14 protein-coding genes are annotated in these 17,298 nt (G+C 62.2%); 10 read left to right on the top strand and 4 right to left on the bottom strand.

The window, feature by feature from the left end; all coding sequences use genetic code 11:
* Positions 1 to 2: 2 nt before the first annotated feature.
* The 6 genes from QMO80_RS30855 to QMO80_RS30830 all read left to right on the top strand — a co-directional run bounded on the left by QMO80_RS30855 (position 3) and on the right by QMO80_RS30830 (position 8,054).
* Positions 3 to 785 (top strand): carnitinyl-CoA dehydratase, encoded by a 783-nt coding sequence (locus QMO80_RS30855; protein WP_283201356.1) that lies wholly within the window; start codon positions 3 to 5, stop codon positions 783 to 785.
* Positions 786 to 904: 119 nt separating this feature from the next.
* Positions 905 to 2,494 (top strand): ABC transporter substrate-binding protein, encoded by a 1,590-nt coding sequence (locus QMO80_RS30850; protein WP_283201355.1) that lies wholly within the window; start codon positions 905 to 907, stop codon positions 2,492 to 2,494.
* A gap of 89 nt (positions 2,495 to 2,583) precedes the next feature.
* Positions 2,584 to 3,591 (top strand): ABC transporter permease, encoded by a 1,008-nt coding sequence (locus QMO80_RS30845; protein WP_283201354.1) that lies wholly within the window; start codon positions 2,584 to 2,586, stop codon positions 3,589 to 3,591.
* Positions 3,588 to 4,415: an ABC transporter permease gene (locus QMO80_RS30840; protein WP_283201353.1), complete on the top strand. Its 828-nt coding sequence runs from the start codon at positions 3,588 to 3,590 to the stop codon at positions 4,413 to 4,415. The genes QMO80_RS30845 and QMO80_RS30840 overlap by 4 nt, the downstream gene beginning before the upstream one ends.
* Positions 4,408 to 6,039: an ABC transporter ATP-binding protein gene (locus QMO80_RS30835; protein WP_283201352.1), complete on the top strand. Its 1,632-nt coding sequence runs from the start codon at positions 4,408 to 4,410 to the stop codon at positions 6,037 to 6,039. Before QMO80_RS30840 ends, QMO80_RS30835 begins: the two co-directional genes overlap by 8 nt.
* 11 nt (positions 6,040 to 6,050) lie before the next feature.
* Complete coding sequence (locus tag QMO80_RS30830) at positions 6,051 to 8,054, top strand: CocE/NonD family hydrolase (protein ID WP_283201351.1); 2,004 nt, start codon at positions 6,051 to 6,053, stop codon at positions 8,052 to 8,054.
* Between the two features lie 3 nt (positions 8,055 to 8,057).
* Here the strand turns inward: QMO80_RS30830 and QMO80_RS30825 are convergent, their stop codons facing one another.
* A complete protein-coding gene (locus QMO80_RS30825) occupies positions 8,058 to 8,969 on the bottom strand; it encodes an alpha/beta hydrolase (RefSeq protein ID WP_283201350.1) in 912 nt (303 codons plus the stop codon).
* A 264-nt stretch (positions 8,970 to 9,233) separates the two neighbouring features.
* Between QMO80_RS30825 and QMO80_RS30820 the strand changes: the two genes are divergently transcribed.
* Entirely contained in the window at positions 9,234 to 9,758 is a 525-nt protein-coding gene (locus QMO80_RS30820; RefSeq protein ID WP_283201349.1) for an RNA polymerase sigma factor, read from the top strand.
* Positions 9,755 to 11,854, top strand: a complete 2,100-nt coding sequence (locus tag QMO80_RS30815) for a VWA domain-containing protein (protein ID WP_283201348.1) — start codon at positions 9,755 to 9,757, stop codon at positions 11,852 to 11,854. The genes QMO80_RS30820 and QMO80_RS30815 overlap by 4 nt, the downstream gene beginning before the upstream one ends.
* Before the next feature lie 264 nt (positions 11,855 to 12,118).
* On the opposite strand, the gene QMO80_RS30810 is transcribed toward QMO80_RS30815, so the two are convergent.
* Positions 12,119 to 13,045 carry an SMP-30/gluconolactonase/LRE family protein gene (locus QMO80_RS30810; protein WP_283201347.1) on the bottom strand — a complete coding sequence of 309 codons (927 nt, stop codon included), beginning with the start codon at positions 13,043 to 13,045 and terminating at the stop codon, positions 12,119 to 12,121.
* A 179-nt stretch (positions 13,046 to 13,224) separates the two neighbouring features.
* On the opposite strand from QMO80_RS30810, the gene QMO80_RS30805 reads away from it, so the two are divergent.
* Positions 13,225 to 14,295, top strand: coding sequence for a LacI family DNA-binding transcriptional regulator (locus QMO80_RS30805; protein ID WP_283201346.1), 1,071 nt, complete (start codon positions 13,225 to 13,227; stop codon positions 14,293 to 14,295).
* A gap of 112 nt (positions 14,296 to 14,407) precedes the next feature.
* On the opposite strand, the gene QMO80_RS30800 is transcribed toward QMO80_RS30805, so the two are convergent.
* Both QMO80_RS30800 and QMO80_RS30795 read right to left on the bottom strand, forming a co-directional pair.
* Positions 14,408 to 15,439 carry an L-idonate 5-dehydrogenase gene (locus tag QMO80_RS30800; RefSeq protein ID WP_283201345.1) on the bottom strand — a complete coding sequence of 344 codons (1,032 nt, stop codon included), beginning with the start codon at positions 15,437 to 15,439 and terminating at the stop codon, positions 14,408 to 14,410.
* A gap of 10 nt (positions 15,440 to 15,449) precedes the next feature.
* Positions 15,450 to 16,391: a 2-hydroxyacid dehydrogenase gene (locus tag QMO80_RS30795; protein WP_283201344.1), complete on the bottom strand. Its 942-nt coding sequence runs from the start codon at positions 16,389 to 16,391 to the stop codon at positions 15,450 to 15,452.
* A 135-nt stretch (positions 16,392 to 16,526) separates the two neighbouring features.
* On the opposite strand from QMO80_RS30795, the gene QMO80_RS30790 reads away from it, so the two are divergent.
* A complete protein-coding gene (locus QMO80_RS30790; RefSeq protein ID WP_283201343.1) occupies positions 16,527 to 17,291 on the top strand; it encodes an SDR family oxidoreductase in 765 nt (254 codons plus the stop codon).
* The last annotated feature ends 7 nt before the right edge of the window (positions 17,292 to 17,298 follow it).

The following is a 17,298-nucleotide window of genomic DNA, read 5'->3' as shown; positions in this document are numbered from 1 at the left end:
GGTTGAGCGACCACATTCGCACACGAGATGAGGGCGGGGTGCTCGAGGTTATCATCGACCGGCCGAAGGCGAATGCCATCGACCTTGCGACCAGCCGTGCCCTGGGATTGATCTTCCGGGATTTCCGCGACGATCCCGAATTGCGTGTCGCCATCGTGACGGGTGCCGGCGAGAAGTTCTTTTGTGCCGGATGGGACCTCAAAGCGGCTGCATCAGGTGATGCGGTCGACGGCGATTACGGTGTCGGCGGCTTCGGCGGGCTGCAGGAGCTGCGCGACCTCAACAGGCCGGTCATTTGTGCGGTCAACGGCATCTGTTGCGGCGGCGGACTGGAGATCGCGCTTTCGGCCGACCTGATCATCGCCGCCGAGCATGCCACTTTCGCCCTGCCGGAAATCCGCTCGGGCACGGTTGCCGATGCGGCGTCGATCAAGCTGCCGAAGCGCATCCCCTATCACATTGCCATGGACATGCTTTTAACAGGACGCTGGCTCGACGTTCACGAGGCGCATCGCTGGGGCTTCGTCAACGAAGTGCTGCCGGCCGACAGGCTGATGGAGAGAGCCTGGGAGCTTGCCCGCCTGCTCGCAAGCGGCCCGCCGCTCGTCTATGCGGCCATCAAGGAAATCGTGCGCGAAGCAGAGGGTTCGACGTTCCAGACTGCCATGAACAAGATCACCAAGCGGCAGTTTGCGACGGTCGACAAGCTCTATTCGAGCGAAGACCAATTGGAAGGCGCCCGCGCCTTCGCCGAGAAGCGCAACCCCATTTGGAAAGGACAATAAGGAGGCGGCTGCAACCGCAATGTTTCCCGCATGATGCGGGCATCGGAGGTGGAGAGGAAACCGCCTGCGGATCTGCCCGGAAGTTCTCTGTCAACGCACCATAAAGAAGGAACTGGGGAATGAACGATTATACGAAATATCTCGCAAGCCGCGTCACCGCGGGCGGGCTCAGCCGCCGCGAATTCATGGGACGCGCCATGGCGGCCGGCATCACGCTTGCCGTCGCCGACAAGCTCTTCACCGAAAGCGCCGAAGCCGCCGAACCGAAGCGCGGCGGTCACCTGAAGCTCGGCCTCGAAGGCGGTGCCGCCACCGATTCCAAGGACCCGGCGAAATTCCTGTCGCAGTTCATGTTCTGCATCGGTCGCTGCTGGGGTGACATGCTGGTCGAATCCGACCCGCTGACCGGTGCCGCCGTACCGGCGCTCGCCGAATCCTGGGAGCCCTCGAAAGACGCGGTGACCTGGACCTTCAAGATCCGCAAGGGCGTCAAGTTCCACGACGGCAAGGAGCTGACGATCGACGATGTGGTTGCGACGCTGAAGCGCCACACCGATAAGAAGTCGGAATCCGGCGCGCTTGGTGTCCTCGGCTCGATCAAGGAGATCAAGGCCGACGGCGGCAACTTAGTGCTGACGCTCAGCGAAGGCAATGCCGACATGCCGCTGCTGCTCTCCGATTATCATCTGGTCATTCAGCCGAATGGCGGCGTCGACGATCCGCTCGCTTCGATCGGTACCGGTCCCTACAAGCTGACGAGCTTCGAAGCCGGCGTGCGCGCCACCTTCGAAAAGAACAAGGACGATTGGCGCAGCGACCGGGGTTATGTCGATTCGATCGAAGTCATCGGCATGAACGATGCCACCGCCCGCATCGCGGCGCTCTCGTCCGGCCAGGTGCATTACATCAACCGCGTCGATCCGAAGACCGTCAACCTGCTGAAGCGCGCCCCCAATGTCGAGATCCTCTCGACCGCCGGCCGCGGCCATTACGTCTTCATCATGCACTGCGACAAGGCGCCGTTCGATAATAACGACCTGCGGCTGGCGCTGAAATACGCCATGGACCGCGAAACCATGGTGCAGAAGATCCTCGGCGGTTACGGCAAGGTCGGCAACGACTTCCCGATCAACAGCACCTATGCGCTGTTCCCCGAAGGCATCGAGCAGCGTGTCTACGATCCCGACAAGGCCGCCTTCCACTACAAGAAATCGGGCCATAGCGGTTCGGTTCTTCTGCGCACCTCAGAAGTCGCCTTCCCCGGCGGCGTCGACGCGGCCGTGCTCTATCAGGAAAGCTGCAAGAAGGCCGGGATCGAGATCGAGGTCAAGCGCGAGCCGGGCGACGGCTACTGGACCAACGTCTGGAACGTCCAGCCCTTCTCGACCTCCTACTGGGGCGGCCGCCCGACGCAGGACCAGATGTATTCCACCGCCTATCTCTCGACGGCGGATTGGAACGACACCAAGTTCAAGCGGCCCGATTTCGACAAGCTGCTGCTGCAGGCCCGGTCCGAGCTTGACGAGGCCAAGCGCAAGGACCTGTACCGCGCCATGGCGATGATGGTGCGCGACGAGGGCGGGGTGATCCTGCCGATGTTCAACGACTTCGTGAACGCCTCCACCAAGCAGGTGAAGGGTTATGTCCACGACATCGGCAACGACATGTCGAACGGCTATGTCGCAACCCGCGTCTGGCTGGACGCCTGAGGGGCGCAACGCCCTTCGATCTCCGACGAAGCCGGGACCGCGGGATGAAACCTGCGGTCCCTCCTGACGTTTTACGAGAGGCCTTCGCCATGACCAATCCTGCCCCGAGCAATATCTTGCCGGGCTTGAGGTTGCGGCAGCGTTTTCCGCTGCTTGCCCTCATCCTCGAGCGCTTCGTGCTCAGCATCGTTCTGCTTTTTGCCGTCTCCATCCTGATCTTCGGCGGCCTGGAAGCCCTGCCCGGCGATTTTGCCACCACCTATCTCGGTCAGTCGGCCACACCGCAGGCCGTCGCCAATATCCGTCAGGATCTCGGGCTGAACCGGCCGGTGACGACACGTTACGTCGAATGGCTCGGCAACGCCGTCCAGGGGGACTTCGGCACGTCCTGGGCCAGCAAGAATTCGGTGAGCGAGCAGATCGGCAAGCGCTTGGGAAATTCGCTTTTTCTGGCGGGTTTTGCAGCTTTGATCTCAGTGCCGCTCGCCGTTGGTCTCGGTATGCTCTCGGTGCATTTCCGCAACCGCATGCCGGATAAGATCATCAACGTGATTTCGCTTGCGGCGATCTCCCTGCCGGAATTCTTCATCGGCTATCTGCTGATCCTCTTCTTCGCGGTGAAGCTCGGCATGGCGACCTTTCCGGCGACGGTCTATGACAGCATGGGTCTGGTCGAGCGGTTGAAGGCGATCGCGCTGCCGACCGCGACCCTGGTGCTCGTCGTTCTCGCGCACATGATGCGCATGACGCGGGCGGCGATCCTCTCGGTCATGTCGTCTGCCTATATGGAGACCGCCGAGCTGAAGGGCCTCGGCGCCTTCCGCTCGATCGTCAAACACGCCGCTCCCAATGCGCTGGCGCCGATCATCAATGTCGTCGCATTGAACCTCGCCTACCTCGTGGTCGGCGTCGTCGTCGTCGAAGTTGTCTTCGTCTATCCCGGTATGGGGCAATATATGGTCGATGCGGTCACCGTGCGCGACATGCCTGTGGTGCAGGCCTGCGGCCTGATCTTCGCGGCCGTCTACATCTTCCTCAATATGACGGCCGATATCCTCGCGATCGTCGCCAATCCCCGGCTGAGGCATCCGCGATGAGAGCACGAGATATTCCCATCACCGCCTGGATCGGTATAACAGGCATCGCCATCGCCTTCATCTTCGCGCTCTTTGCACCCTGGATCGCCCCCTATGGCGAGACGCAGGTCGTCGGCGATGTCTGGCAGCTGCCCGACGATCAATATCTTTTCGGTCTCGACAATCTCGGCCGCGACATCCTCTCGCGCCTGATCTACGGCGCCCGCACGACGCTGCTGGTCTCATCGGCCGCCACCGTCATCTCCTTCTCGCTCGGCATCATCCTAAGCTTCACCGCCGCCGTCTCGCGCGGTGTCGTCGACACTGTCCTGTCGCGTTTCAACGATCTGATGATGTCGATCCCCACGCTGATCTTCGCCCTGGTGGTGCTGGCGGTCCTGCCGCAGAACATCGTCGTCCTGATCCTTGTCATGGCGATCCTCGATTCCACCCGCGTTTACCGCCTCGGCCGCGCCGTGGCGCTCGATGTGGCGGTGATGGAATTCGTCGAGGCGGCGAAGCTGCGCGGTGAAGGCAAGCTCTGGATCATCTTCCGCGAAATTCTGCCGAACACGCTGTCGCCGCTACTGGCCGAGTTCGGGCTGCGCTTCGCCTTCTCGATCCTGTTCCTCTCGACACTTTCCTTCCTCGGCCTCGGCATCCAGCCGCCGGCGGCCGATTGGGGCGGCATGGTCAAGGACAACAAGGACGGCATCATCTTCGGCATATCGGCCGCGCTGGTGCCGGGCACGGCGATCGCCGTGCTTGCCGTCTGCGTCAACCTCGTCGTCGACTGGCTCCTGAAACGCACATCCAGCCTCAAGGGAGGGCGCGGCGATGCCTGAGCTTCTTTCCGTCCGCAATCTGAAGATCGAAGCAACCAGCTATCCCCCCGGCGAACCGCCCAAGCGGGTGACGATCGTCGACGGCGTTTCCTTCGACCTGCAGAAGGGTAAGGTTCTCGGCCTGATCGGCGAATCGGGCGCGGGCAAGTCGACGATCGGCCTTTCCGCGCTTGCCTACGGCCGTGGCGGCGCCGAAATCACCGGCGGCGAGGTCTTGCTCGACGGCGCCGATATCCTGACGCTCGGCAAGAACGGCATCCGGAAAATTCGCGGCGCCCGGGTCTGCTATGTCGCTCAATCGGCGGCGGCCGCCTTCAATCCGGCGCACAGACTCGGCGACCAAGTGATCGAGGCTTCGGTCAAACATGGATTGATGAGCAAGGAGGAGGCGCGCAAACGTGCGCTTTATCTGTTCGGGGTTCTCGGCCTGCCCAATCCGGAAACCTTCGGTGAGCGCTTTCCCCACCAGGTCTCCGGCGGTCAGTTGCAGCGGGCGATGACGGCGATGGCGCTCTGCTCCAACCCCGAACTCATCGTCTTCGACGAGCCGACCACGGCGCTCGACGTCACCACGCAGATCGACGTGCTGGCGGCGATCAAGCATGCCATCGAGGAAACCCACACCGCCGCTCTCTACATCACCCACGACCTTGCCGTCGTCGCCCAGATCTCGGACGACATCATGGTCCTGCGTTATGGCAAGCAAGTCGAATACGGCAGCGTCCAGCAGATCATCGAGGCGCCGCGGGAGGATTATACCCGAGCCCTCGTCAATGTCAGGCAGGCCTACCGCGAGGAAGCCGCCGACCAGTCTGCAGCACTTCTCAAAGTGGAGAATGTCAGCGCTGAATATTCCAACGGCTTCAAGGTGCTGCACGATGTCTCGCTGCATGTGCCGAAGGGGCAGACGCTCGCGGTCGTCGGCGAATCCGGGTCCGGCAAATCGACGCTGGCGCGCGTCATCACCGGCCTGTTGCCGCCGAGCAGCGGGCGCATCGTCTTTGACGGCAAGCCGCTGATGCCGGGCCTCAAGAGCCGGCCGAACGACGATCTGAGGCGTATCCAGCTGATCTACCAGATGGCCGATACGGCGATGAACCCGCGGCAAACGGTCCGCGACATTATCGGCCGCCCGCTGACCTTCTATTATGGTTTGAGAGGTGCCGAGAAAACCGCCCGGGTCAAGGAACTGCTCGACCAGATCGAAATGGGCAAGGGTTTCGTCGACCGCTACCCGGCCGAACTATCAGGTGGCCAGAAGCAGCGCGTCGCGATCGCCAGAGCGCTTGCCGCCAAGCCCGAACTTATCCTCTGCGACGAGCCGACCTCGGCGCTCGATCCACTGGTGGCGGAGGGTATCCTCAAACTGCTTCTGCGCCTGCAGGAAGAAGAGCAGCTGTCCTATGTCTTCATCACCCACGACATCGCGATCGTCCGGGCGATCGCCGACAGCGTGGCGGTGATGCATCGCGGCAGGCTGGTGCGCTTCGGGCCGAAATCGACGGCGCTGTCGCCGCCCTTCGACGACTACACCGATCTGCTTCTGAAATCGGTACCGGAGATGGAAATCGGCTGGCTGGAACGCGTGCTCGCCACGCGGCGCATGGAAAGCGCCGGTCACTGAGAGGAATGAACATGGCTACGCGCGGCTTCACCACCATCGATAACGAATGGATCATGCTGAAGGATGGGACACGGCTTGCCGCCCGCATCTGGATGCCGGATGGAGCGGCTGAAGATCCCGTTCCCGCCGTCTTCGAATTCCTACCCTACCGCAAGCGGGACGGAACCAGCCTTCGGGACGAGTCGACCTATCCGGTATTCGCCGCCGCCGGCATTGCCGGCGTGCGCGTCGATATCCGCGGATCGGGGGAATCGGACGGCGTCATCGACGGCGAATATACCGAGCGGGAACTCACTGACGCATGCGAGTTGATCGCCTGGATTGCCGCGCAGCCCTGGTCGAACGGCGCGGTCGGCATGATGGGCATCTCCTGGGGCGGCTTCAACAGCCTGCAGGTCGCAGCCCTGCGCCCGCCGGCGCTCAAAGCCGTCATCTCGATCGCCTCGACCGTCGACCGTTACAATGACGACATCCATTACAAGAACGGCTGCCATCTCTCCGCCCAGTTGTCATGGGCGGCGACGATGCTCGGTTACCAGTCGCGGCCGCCCGATCCGGCGCTTGCCGGCGAGGACTGGAAGGCGATGTGGCTGGAGCGCCTGGCGGGCGAACCCTTTTTCATGGAGGAGTGGCTGGCCCATCAGCGGCGCGATGATTTCTGGCGTCACGGTTCGATCTCCGAGGATTTTTCCCGCGTCCAGATCCCGACGCTGGTCATCGCCGGCTGGGCTGACGGTTACCGCAATACGCCGTTGATGGCGGTCGAGGGTCTGGGCGAGAAGGCGAAGGCGCTGATCGGCCCCTGGGTGCACAAATATCCGCACTTCGCCTGGCCGAAACCGCGCGCCGATTTCCATGGCGAGGCGATTGCCTGGTGGAACAAATGGCTGCGTGGCGAGAACAATGGCATCGACAGGCTGCCGCAGACCCGCGCCTATATTCTCGATGCTGTCCGTCCCGCTCCGCGGCGCGACAGCGATCCGGGCTTTTGGGTGGCTAAGGACAGCTGGTCGCCGCCGAAGATGCAATGCTTCTATGTCGAGCAATTCGGGCGGCTGACGGAAGGCATGCCGATCCCGCACGCGCCCGAGCATCCGATCTATGTCAGGTCTCCTCTCGATACCGGCACGGCATCGGGTGAATATTTCACGCTGAAGCCCGACGCCGAAATGGCGATCGATCAGCGCTGCGACGATGCCGGCTCGCTGGTCTTCGATACCATGCCGCTTGAGCGTGATTGCGACTATCTCGGCCGGCCCGTGCTGACGCTTAGGCTGCGTCCTCGGGCGGCGCATGCGAACCTCTGCGCCCGGCTTGTCGACGTGCATCCTGATGGCACAGCAATGCGGGTTGCCTTCGGCGTCGTCAATCTCACCCACCGCGGCGGCAATGCCGACCCCAGGCCGCTGATCCCGGGCGGCACGGTGCCGATCCGCCTTGTGCTCGATGCCTGCGGCTATCGCTTCCGCAAGGGGCATCGCATGCGTCTTTCGCTGTCCACCGCCTATTGGCCGATGATCCTTCCGCCGCCGGAGGATGAAGGCATCGAGGTCGACATGGCGTCGGTCGGCCTGGCGCTGCCGGTGCTCGGCGACCATCGCCGGATCGAAATCAAGGAGCCGGCCAATGCCGATCCTTTGCCGAGATATATCGAACACGTGGCGGCGGCGACGGAGCGGCAGGTCGTTCGCAACCTCTCTGCCAATCGGACGGACTATCGCATCCATGAGGATACGGGGCTCTCCGAACATCCTGAGACGGGCCTGTCGACCCGGCAATTGCGCGAGGAGATCTGGTCGATTTCACCGGATGGTCCGCTGTCGATGACCGGCACGTCGACCTGGACCTGCGACATGCGCCGCCCCGGCTGGTTCGTGCGGACTGTCGCAACCGCGCGAATTGCCTGCACTGCGACCGATTGGATCGTCAGCGCCGTCGTCACCGCTTTCGAGGACGACGTGCAGATCTTCGAAAAGATCTTTGCCGAAAAGAAGATTGCGCGCGACCTGATGTGATCGTCACGCCGTGGCGAAATGCTTGACGGCCTCGCAGACGGCATGGAAGCCGTCGCGCGCACCATCGCTCATATGGCGGGCGCGCAGCCAGGCATGCACCATTTGCGGCTCTTCCCGAAACCAGACTTCGCCGCCCGCTTCGGTGAGCCGGGCGGCATAATGCCGGCCGTCGTCCCGCAAGGGGTCGAAATGCGCCACCGTGATGAAGGCCGGCGGCAATCCGGCTAGGGAGGATGCCTGCAGCGGCTCGGCGATCTCATGTCCTTCAGGCGCCTGCAGGATCTCGCGATAATAGCTGACATCCGCCGTCGTCAGGCCGGGGGCTGCAGCCATTTCGACATAGGAGCCCGCAGTAAGGTCCCCGCCGAGCGCGGGGTAGATCAGCACCTGGCCGACGACGCCTGATAGGTCCTCGTCGCGCGCCCGCAAGGCAAGCCCCGCCGCAAGGTTGCCGCCGGCGCTGTCGCCGATCAGCACGACTTTATTGTTGGCGGCCAGCAGGTGTTTCAACACGGCGAAGCCGTCATCCGTCTGTGCAGGCCAGCGATATTCGGGGGCCAGCCGGTAATCGACGGAGACGAGTTCGGCGCCGGCAAAATCGGCGATCTCGGCGCAGATCGCATGATGGCTCTCGAGCGAACCGACGACGAAGCCGCCGCCATGGAGATAAAGCAGAATGGTCCGCGTGGCGATTTTCCGCGGACGATAGCGCCGGATCGGTATGCGCTGGACCATGCCGTCCGCAAAGATCATATCGGGCGGCAGCGGGCGGTCGAAGCGCGCGCAGAGAGCATCGTACCAATGCCGCTGCTGCTCGACCGGCGCTTCGACGGCGTCCGCGGGATAGAAGCTATTGCAAATCTGGAGAAACTGCAGGATGGCCTTTTCGGTGGGGACAGGCGATGGAGCGGACATTGAGGGTCCTTTCGATTTTAGACATGCGGATCATGCCCTTGGCCGACTCTGCGTCCATCATGCGCCTTTGCGGCGGAGGCAATCTGTCTGGCCGCGACCCGTGGATGTCGCGATACTTCCTTATTTTAACCCCCCTTTTTCGGGCTTCGCCGACTTTTCAAAAAAATCCGATAAATTTTTTGCCGGCGACCCAAGGAAAGCCATCGGAGAAACGTCTCAATCCCGAAATAGCATCTTGGCTGATAGCTTGGGGGTAGGTGCGCATTGGATGCGGAGCTCATAGAACGAGCGCAGGGGGGTGACCGGGAGGCCTTCGGGCAACTGGTCTCGCGCCATTATGATTTCGTCCACGCGACGGCGTGGCGCTGGTCGGGCAGTTCCGCCGACGCCGACGACATCGCTCAGGAGGTCTGCGTCAAGCTCGGCGCCGCCATTCGCGGCTTTCGCGGCGCCAGCCGATTCAGGACATGGCTCTATACGCTGACGCTCAACGCCGCCCGCGATCATAGACGCAAGCTTGTGCGGGAAGAGCAGACATTCCGCGCTTACGCTGCCGAACCCTCGCAGGATGCGCCTGATGGAAACGACGACGATGTATCGAGCGCATTATGGGCGGCCGTGCGCGCTTTGCCGGAACGGCAATGCGACGCCGTGCTGCTCGTCTATGGCGAAGGCCTCAGCCATTCGGCGGCTGCCGATATCATGGGCTGCTCGGAGGCGACCGTGTCCTGGCAGGTCCACGAGGCGCGCAAGCGGCTGAAGGCCATGCTCGGCAAGGAACAGGTATGATGGACAAGGAACTCGAAAAACTCTCCCGCCTCACCCCGCCGGCAGCCGATCCGCAGGCGCGCGCGCGCGCGCTCACTGCGGCGATGCAGGCTTTCGACAGCGCGGAAAATAATGCAGCGGCGGCCCAAGGAAATGCGAAAGGCTGGCGTCCAAGCTCCATCATCAACTGGATATGGAGCCCTGCCGTGAACAAGAAATTCCTCGCCGGTTCAGCGCTTGCGACGCTGCTCGTCATTCCCGCCGCCGGTTATCTCACCCTTGAGTTGACCCGCAACCAGCCGATCGTCGATCAGGAAAAGATCGCCGGTACTGTTTCGAAAAATGACGCGCCGAAACCGGCCGAACCCCAGCTTTCCGAAGCGACGACCGATGAGATTCGGTCGGCTCAATCGTCGGCGGCTGATAGCGCCCAAGTCTTGCAGGACAAGCAGCCACAGGCCGCAAAGCCCGCTGCGGAGCTGCGCGCTGAATTCGATGCCGGCGAGATCGCAGCTCTTAAGAACAAGTCGGAGGAGTCCGCCGCGGCACTCGGAGTGGCCAAACGTGCGGCGCCGGCCGCTCCCGGTGTGGTTGCTCAGGGCCAGCTATTGGCTGAACCGATGGCTGTCGCCCCCTCGCCTATTCCGCCAGCAGAAGGGCGTATGCAGATTCAGCTCGATCCCGGCCGCGAGCGCTTTGCCAATGCCGCGGCAAATCCGATCAAGAGTGTCGCGGACGATCCGGTCTCGACCTTCTCCGCCGATGTCGACAGCGCTTCCTATTCCTTTGTCCGCCGATCGCTCACCGGCGGGGCGATGCCCGATCCGCAATCGGTTCGCGTCGAGGAGATGATCAATTATTTCCCCTATGACTGGCCGAGGCCTGAAAATGCTGAGCAGCCTTTCAAGGCGACCGTGACCGTGATGCCGACACCGTGGAACCAGAACACGGAGCTGATGCATGTGGCGATCAAGGGCTACGACATCGCGCCGGCGACCGCGCCGCACGCCAATCTGGTCTTTCTGATCGACGTCTCGGGCTCGATGGACGAGCCGGACAAGCTGCCGCTGCTGAAGAGCGCCTTCCGGCTGCTGGTCAACAGGCTGAAGGCCGACGACACCGTCTCCATCGTCACCTATGCCGGCAACGCCGGCACGGTGCTCGAACCGACGCGGGTGGCGGAGAAAGCGAAAATCCTGTCGGCGATCGACAGGCTGGAGGCTGGAGGCTCGACCGGCGGCGCCGAGGGCATCGAGGCGGCCTACGATCTTGCCAAAAAGGCCTTCGTCAAGGACGGCGTCAACCGGGTGATGCTGGCGACGGACGGTGACTTCAATGTTGGTCCGTCGAGCGACGAGGATCTGAAACGCATCATCGAGGAGAAACGCAAGGACGGCATCTTCCTGACTGTGCTCGGCTTCGGCCGCGGCAATCTCAACGATTCCCTGATGCAGACGCTCGCCCAGAACGGCAATGGCAGCGCCGCTTATATCGACACCCTGGCGGAAGCGCAGAAGACCTTGGTCGAAGAAGCCGGGTCGACGCTGTTTCCGATTGCGAAGGACGTCAAGTTCCAGGTGGAGTTCAACCCGGAACGGATCGCCGAATACCGGCTGATCGGCTACGAGACACGCGCCCTCAACCGCGAGGACTTTAACAACGACCGAGTCGATGCCGGCGATATCGGCTCCGGCCACAGCGTCACGGCGATCTACGAGATCACGCCGAAGGGAAGTCCCGCGGTGATGAATGACGAGCTGCGTTACGGCGTGCCGAACAAAGCGCCGGCCGAGACATCGGGCAGCGCGCATCAGGGCGAGCTTGCCTTCGTCAAGATGCGCTACAAGCGGCCGGGGGAAGACAAGAGCGCCCTGATCACCACGCCGGTCGGCGACGGCAACGCGGTCGCCACCGTCGACGCCGCGCCCGGGGACGTCCGCTTCTCGGTGGCCGTCGCCGCCTTCGGCCAGAAATTGAGCCGCACCAGCGCCCTCGATGCCTATCCCTATCAGGCGATTGCCGATCTCGCTGCGGCATCGCGGGGAACGGATAGCTTCGGCTACAGGTCGGATTTCCTCGGTCTCGTCAGGTTGGCTGACGGACTCAGCCAGCGATGACGGAAGAAGCGCCCGTGCGCTGGTAAAAGGCAGGCCGCCTGAAAAGGCGGCCTCCGGCTTGCGGGCAAACCACTGCAAAACCCGCGACGTCATCCTCGGCCTTGTGCTGCCTTGTGCCGAGGATCTACGCCGGCTCAATTAAGTCACTGAAAATAAAGGTTTTCCCGCCAAGAAATTATTGTGGTCAGATGCTCGGCACAAGGCCGAGCATGACGGAGGAGAGTTTGTCAACAAACCGAAGCCGCCTGAGAGGCGGCTCAGCGATTATCCCAGTCTTGAGCCGTTGGCCGTGAGATAGACCGCATAGAGCGACGTGGTTGCCGTAATGAAGAGGCGGTTCAATCTCTCGCCGCCGAAAGCGACGTTGGAGACGATCTCGGGAATATGGATCTTGCCGATCAGTGTGCCATCTGGATCATAGCAGTGCACGCCGTCGCCGGCGCTCGTCCAGATCCTTCCCTTCCGATCGACGCGAAAACCGTCGAAAAAGCCCGCGGTGCATTCGGCAAAAATGCCGAGGTCGCTCAGCTTGCCGGCATCGGACACGGCCAGCTTCCTGATATGGCGCGGACCGCCGGACAGGTGCGATGCTCCGGTATCGGCGATATAGAGCATCGTTTCGTCAGGGGAGAAAGCCAGCCCGTTCGGCTTGACGAAATCGGACGCCACCCGGTCGGTTGCGCCTGTCGCCGGGTCGTGCCGGTAGACGTGGCATCCGCCGATTTCTTCCTCGCCGTAGTCGCCCTCATAATCGTGGAGGATGCCGTAGCTCGGGTCGGTGAACCAGATGGTGCCGTCGGATTTGACGGTGACGTCGTTGGGCGAATTGAGCCGTTTGCCGGCGATCCGATCCGCCAGCACGCTGATCCCACCATCGAAATCCGTCCGCGTGACGCGGCGCGTCAGATGCTCGCAGGTGATCAGCCGGCCCTGATTGTCGACCGTGTTGCCGTTCGAGTTGTTGCTGGGCGAGCGGAAGATCGATGTCTGCCCGCTGGTGTCGTCGTAGCGCATCATGCGATTGTTGGGGATATCGGAGAAGACCAGATAGCGCCCGGCGGCAAACCAGGCCGGTCCCTCCAACCAGCGGCCGCCCGTCCAAAGCCGCTCGACGCGGGCATGGCCGACGAAGCAGCCTTCAAAGCGCGGATCGAGAACCTCGAACCCCGTACCCTCGATTTCCCCGAACATGACGCCTCCTCGTCTCAAATTGTTATCGATACCATTCTGCCTTGTTTCGCAGCCCTCGTACAGAGATCGATGGACTGTGGAACGCGGCATTCAGGTAATAATATCGATTGTGCGATGATAGCGATAACTTTATCGTATCCGAGTTGCCAACTCGGAAGCTGTTTTGAGGGCGGAGACCAGTGAAAAACGAGGATGAGCCAAAAGACAAGCGTCTCAAGGGAGGAGACGCCCAAAAGCTGACGATGGCTGAAGTCGCCAAATATGTCGGCGTATCGGCGATGACCGTTTCGCGCGCCTTTCGCCAGGATGCGAGCGTTTCCGAAGAGACGCGCAAGCGCATCATGGAAGCGGTCGATGCGCTCGGTTACGTGCTCGATCTCTCCGCCGGCAGCCTTTCCTCGCGGCGCAGCGGCTTCATCGCGGCGCTCGTGCCCTCCATCAACAATTCGAATTTCTCCGACACGGCGCGCGGGATCACCGATGCACTCGAGAATACCGGTCTTCAGCTGCTGCTCGGCTATACCGACTATGCCGCCGAGAAAGAGGAAAAGCTGATCGAGGCGATGCTGCGCCGGCGCCCCGAAGGCATCATCCTGACGGGCGGTTCGCACACCGACCGGGCGCGGCGCATGCTTGATAAGGCCGGAATTCCGGTGGTTGAAACCTGGGAGCTTCCGGAAGAACCGATCAATCATGTCGTCGGCTTTTCCAACAGCGAGGCGATGGCCCTGCTGGTGCGGGCGCTTGCCAGCCAAGGATACCGCAGGTTCGGCTATATCGGCGGTACGACGGCGCGCGATACGCGCGGCAGCCAGCGGCGAAGCGGCTTCCTGAAGGCCGTCGACGAACTGGGCTTGGGACCGGGTCGGGCGATTTCCTTCGGCGTGCCGCCGATCACCATGGAACAGGGTGGCCAGGCAGTGGTGAGTCTCCTGGAGCGCTGGCCGGACACGGAAGTCGTTCTCTGCGTTTCCGACCTGTCGGCCTTCGGTGCGATCATGGAATGCAAGCGCAGGGGAATGCGCGTGCCTGAAGATATCGCCATTGCCGGTTTCGGCGATTACGAGATCTCGTCGATCTGTCATCCCAGCATCACCACGATCAATGTCGACTGTTATGGCATCGGCCGTCAGGCCGCCGTCCGCCTGCTGGATGCGCTGCAGGCGGGCGGCGAGGCGACCGGCGACGAGATTACATTGACCAGCTACAGGGTCGTGCTGCGCGAAAGCACGGATCGAAGCGCCCGATAACGCTAAAGCGCGTCGCGTCAAACTTGATTCATGCGACGCGCTTTAGTTCTTTGTTTTTACGCATGTCCTTGCCGCAAAACCGCGGCACACTTTTGCGCGACATGCTTTAATATCAGAAGGCGATCTGCACTTTCATCGACTTGCTGCGGTCGCTTGCCAGTTCGAAGGCGGCGACGGCCTCGTCGATCTTAAAGACACCTGTCAGCAGCGGCTTCAGGTCGACGCGGCGCTCATTGATCAGCTCGACGGCAAGCGCAAATTCCTCGTGAAAGCGGAATGTTCCGCGCATCTCGATTTCCTTGGCAACGATCATGTTCTGCGGGATGGAGACATCGCCGCCAAGGCCGAGCTGCACGAGAACGGCGCGAGGCTTCAGCGCCTCCAGACCGGCGCGCACCGCCCGCTCATTGCCGGATGCTTCGAACATGACGTCGAAATATCCCTTGTCGGCGCCGTAGGCGGCAAGCTCGGCGGCATGCGTGGCAGCATTGATCGTCCGATCCGCGCCGCTGGTGCGGGCAATCGCCAGAACGCTGTCGGTCACATCGGTCGCGACGATTTCGCGGGCGCCGAGAACCCGCGCCGCAACGATCGCCAGCATGCCGATCGGGCCGCAGCCGGTGACGAGCACCCGTTTGCCCAGCAGCGAGCCGGCGCGGCTGGCGGCATGCAGCGTCACGGCAAAGGGTTCGGCGAAGGCGGCCTCGTGAATGGAAATGCCGTCAGCGACCTTGTGGCATTGCCAGCGCTCCGCCACCAGCCGCTGGCGAAAGCCGCCCTGAATATGCGGCATCGGCATGGCGCTGCCGTAAAACCGCATGTTGAGGCAGTGGTTCTGCTGTCCCTTCAGGCAATATTGGCAATGATTGCACGGCCGGCTCGGAGACACCGCAACACGGTCTCCGACGGCAAGATCGCTTACGCCGACGCCGAGCGCCTTGACCGTGCCGGCGATCTCATGGCCGAGGATCATCGGCTCGCGCAGGCGAACGGTGCCGAAACCGCCATGATTGTAATAATGCAGGTCGGAGCCGCAAATGCCGCCGGCTTCGATGGCGATCTCCACCTGCCCCTCTCCCGCAGCCTCCGGCTCGCGCTCCTCGATCCTGAGATCCTTGGCGGCATGAATGACGATGGCTTTCATATCAAAACCCTCACACGACGGGAGTTGGAAGCGGGTTGCCGGCAAAATGCGCGGCGAGATTGTCTCTGACCAGCTGGCCCATGGCCTTGCGGGTCTCGACCGTACCGGAGCCATGGTGGGGCTGCAACACGACGTTTTGAAGCGTTAGGAAACGCGCATCGATCTTTGGTTCGTTCAGGAACACGTCGAGGCCGGCGGCCTGGATGGTGCCGTCCTGTAGGGCTGCGATCAGCGCCTCTTCGTCAACGGTCGTTCCGCGCGAAACATTGATCAACATGCCGTTGGGGCCGAGCGCTTTGAGCACCTCGGCGTTGATGATCTTCATCGTCGCCTGCCCGCCCGGGACGATGACGATCAGAAAATCGGCCCAATCGGCAAGCTCTACCAGGTCCGGCTGATAGGCATAGGCAACATCCGTGTGCTCATTGCGGGCGAAGTAGGAGATGTCGCAGCCGAAAGCGGCAGCACGCCTGGCGATCGCCTTGCCGATCCGGCCCATGCCGGCAATCCCCACCTTCTTGCCGGCGACCCGCGTCACCAGCGGCATGGCGACATTGCCCCACTGGCCGGTGCGGACGAAAACATCGGCCTGCGGAATCTGCCGCGCCGTGGCAAGCAGCAGTCCGATGGCGATATCGGCGACATCCTCGGTCAGCACATCTGGTGTATTGGTGACGCGAATGCCGTTGGCGCGGGCATAGGAGAGGTCGATGGCATCGGTGCCGACGCCGTAACAGGAGACGATCTCCAGCTTCGGCAATTGCTTCATCAGCTCGGCGGAGGCGCCGAGTTCGCCACGCGTTGCAATGGCGCGAATATCCTTGCCGACCCTTGCGATCAGTTCCGGCTTATCGGCCGCTTCCCACAGGCGGTGAACGCGATACTTCGCCTCCAGATCGACCATATCCCATTCCGGATAGGCTCCGGCCATCAAGATCTCTACCTCAGGCATTCCGTCTCCGTCCCGCATTTTGACAGTTGATTATGTTATCGATAACATATAATTCGAAAAAGCGATGTCAAGTGAGTTTCACCTGAAGTGGCGGTATAAGCCGTCATTCGCAGCGACACCGGAGGAGTTATTTGCATGAAGAACCTGTTTGATCTGACCGGGCAGTTGGCCCTGATCACCGGCTCTAGCCAGGGAATCGGTTATGCGCTGGCCGAGGGCTTGGCGCAGCATGGCGCTAAGGTCGTCATCAACGGCCGCACGCCCGAAAGTGTCGATCGCGCAGTCGAGAGCCTCAAGGCACAGGGCCTGTCTGCCCATGCCGCCATCTTCGACGTGACCAGCAAGGACGCCGCCAAAGCGGGCATCGATGCGATCGAGGCCGATATCGGGCCGCTCGACATCCTGATCAACAATGCCGGCATGCAGTTTCGCACGCCGCTGGAAGATTTCCCGGCGGACAAATGGGAACTGCTGCTGACCACCAATATTTCCAGCGTGTTTTACGTCGGCCAGGCGGCCGCCAAAGCCATGATCGCCCGCGGCCAGGGCAAGATCATCAACATCGCCTCCGTGCAGAGCGAACTGGCGCGCCCGGGCATCGCCCCCTATACCGCGACCAAGGGCGCGGTGCGTAATTTGACGCGCGGCATGTGCGCCGACTGGGCCAAGCACGGGCTGCAGATCAACGCAATCGCGCCCGGTTATTTCAAGACGCCGCTCAACCAGGCGCTCGTCGACAATCCCGAATTCTCCTCCTGGCTCGAGAAGCGGACGCCGGCCGGACGCTGGGGCAATGTCGAGGAATTGGTCGGCGCTGCCGTCTTCCTCTCCGGCCGTGGCTCGTCCTTCATCAACGGCCACACGCTCTATGTCGACGGCGGCATCACCACCTGCCTCTGATCGAGAC

The sequence above is a fragment of the Rhizobium sp. BT03 genome, assembly GCF_030053155.1.
In the GTDB taxonomy this organism is placed as follows: Bacteria; Pseudomonadota; Alphaproteobacteria; order Rhizobiales; family Rhizobiaceae; genus Rhizobium.
The sequence above is the reverse complement of the archived record's forward strand: the minus strand, read 5'-3'. Positions and strand labels throughout refer to the sequence as shown.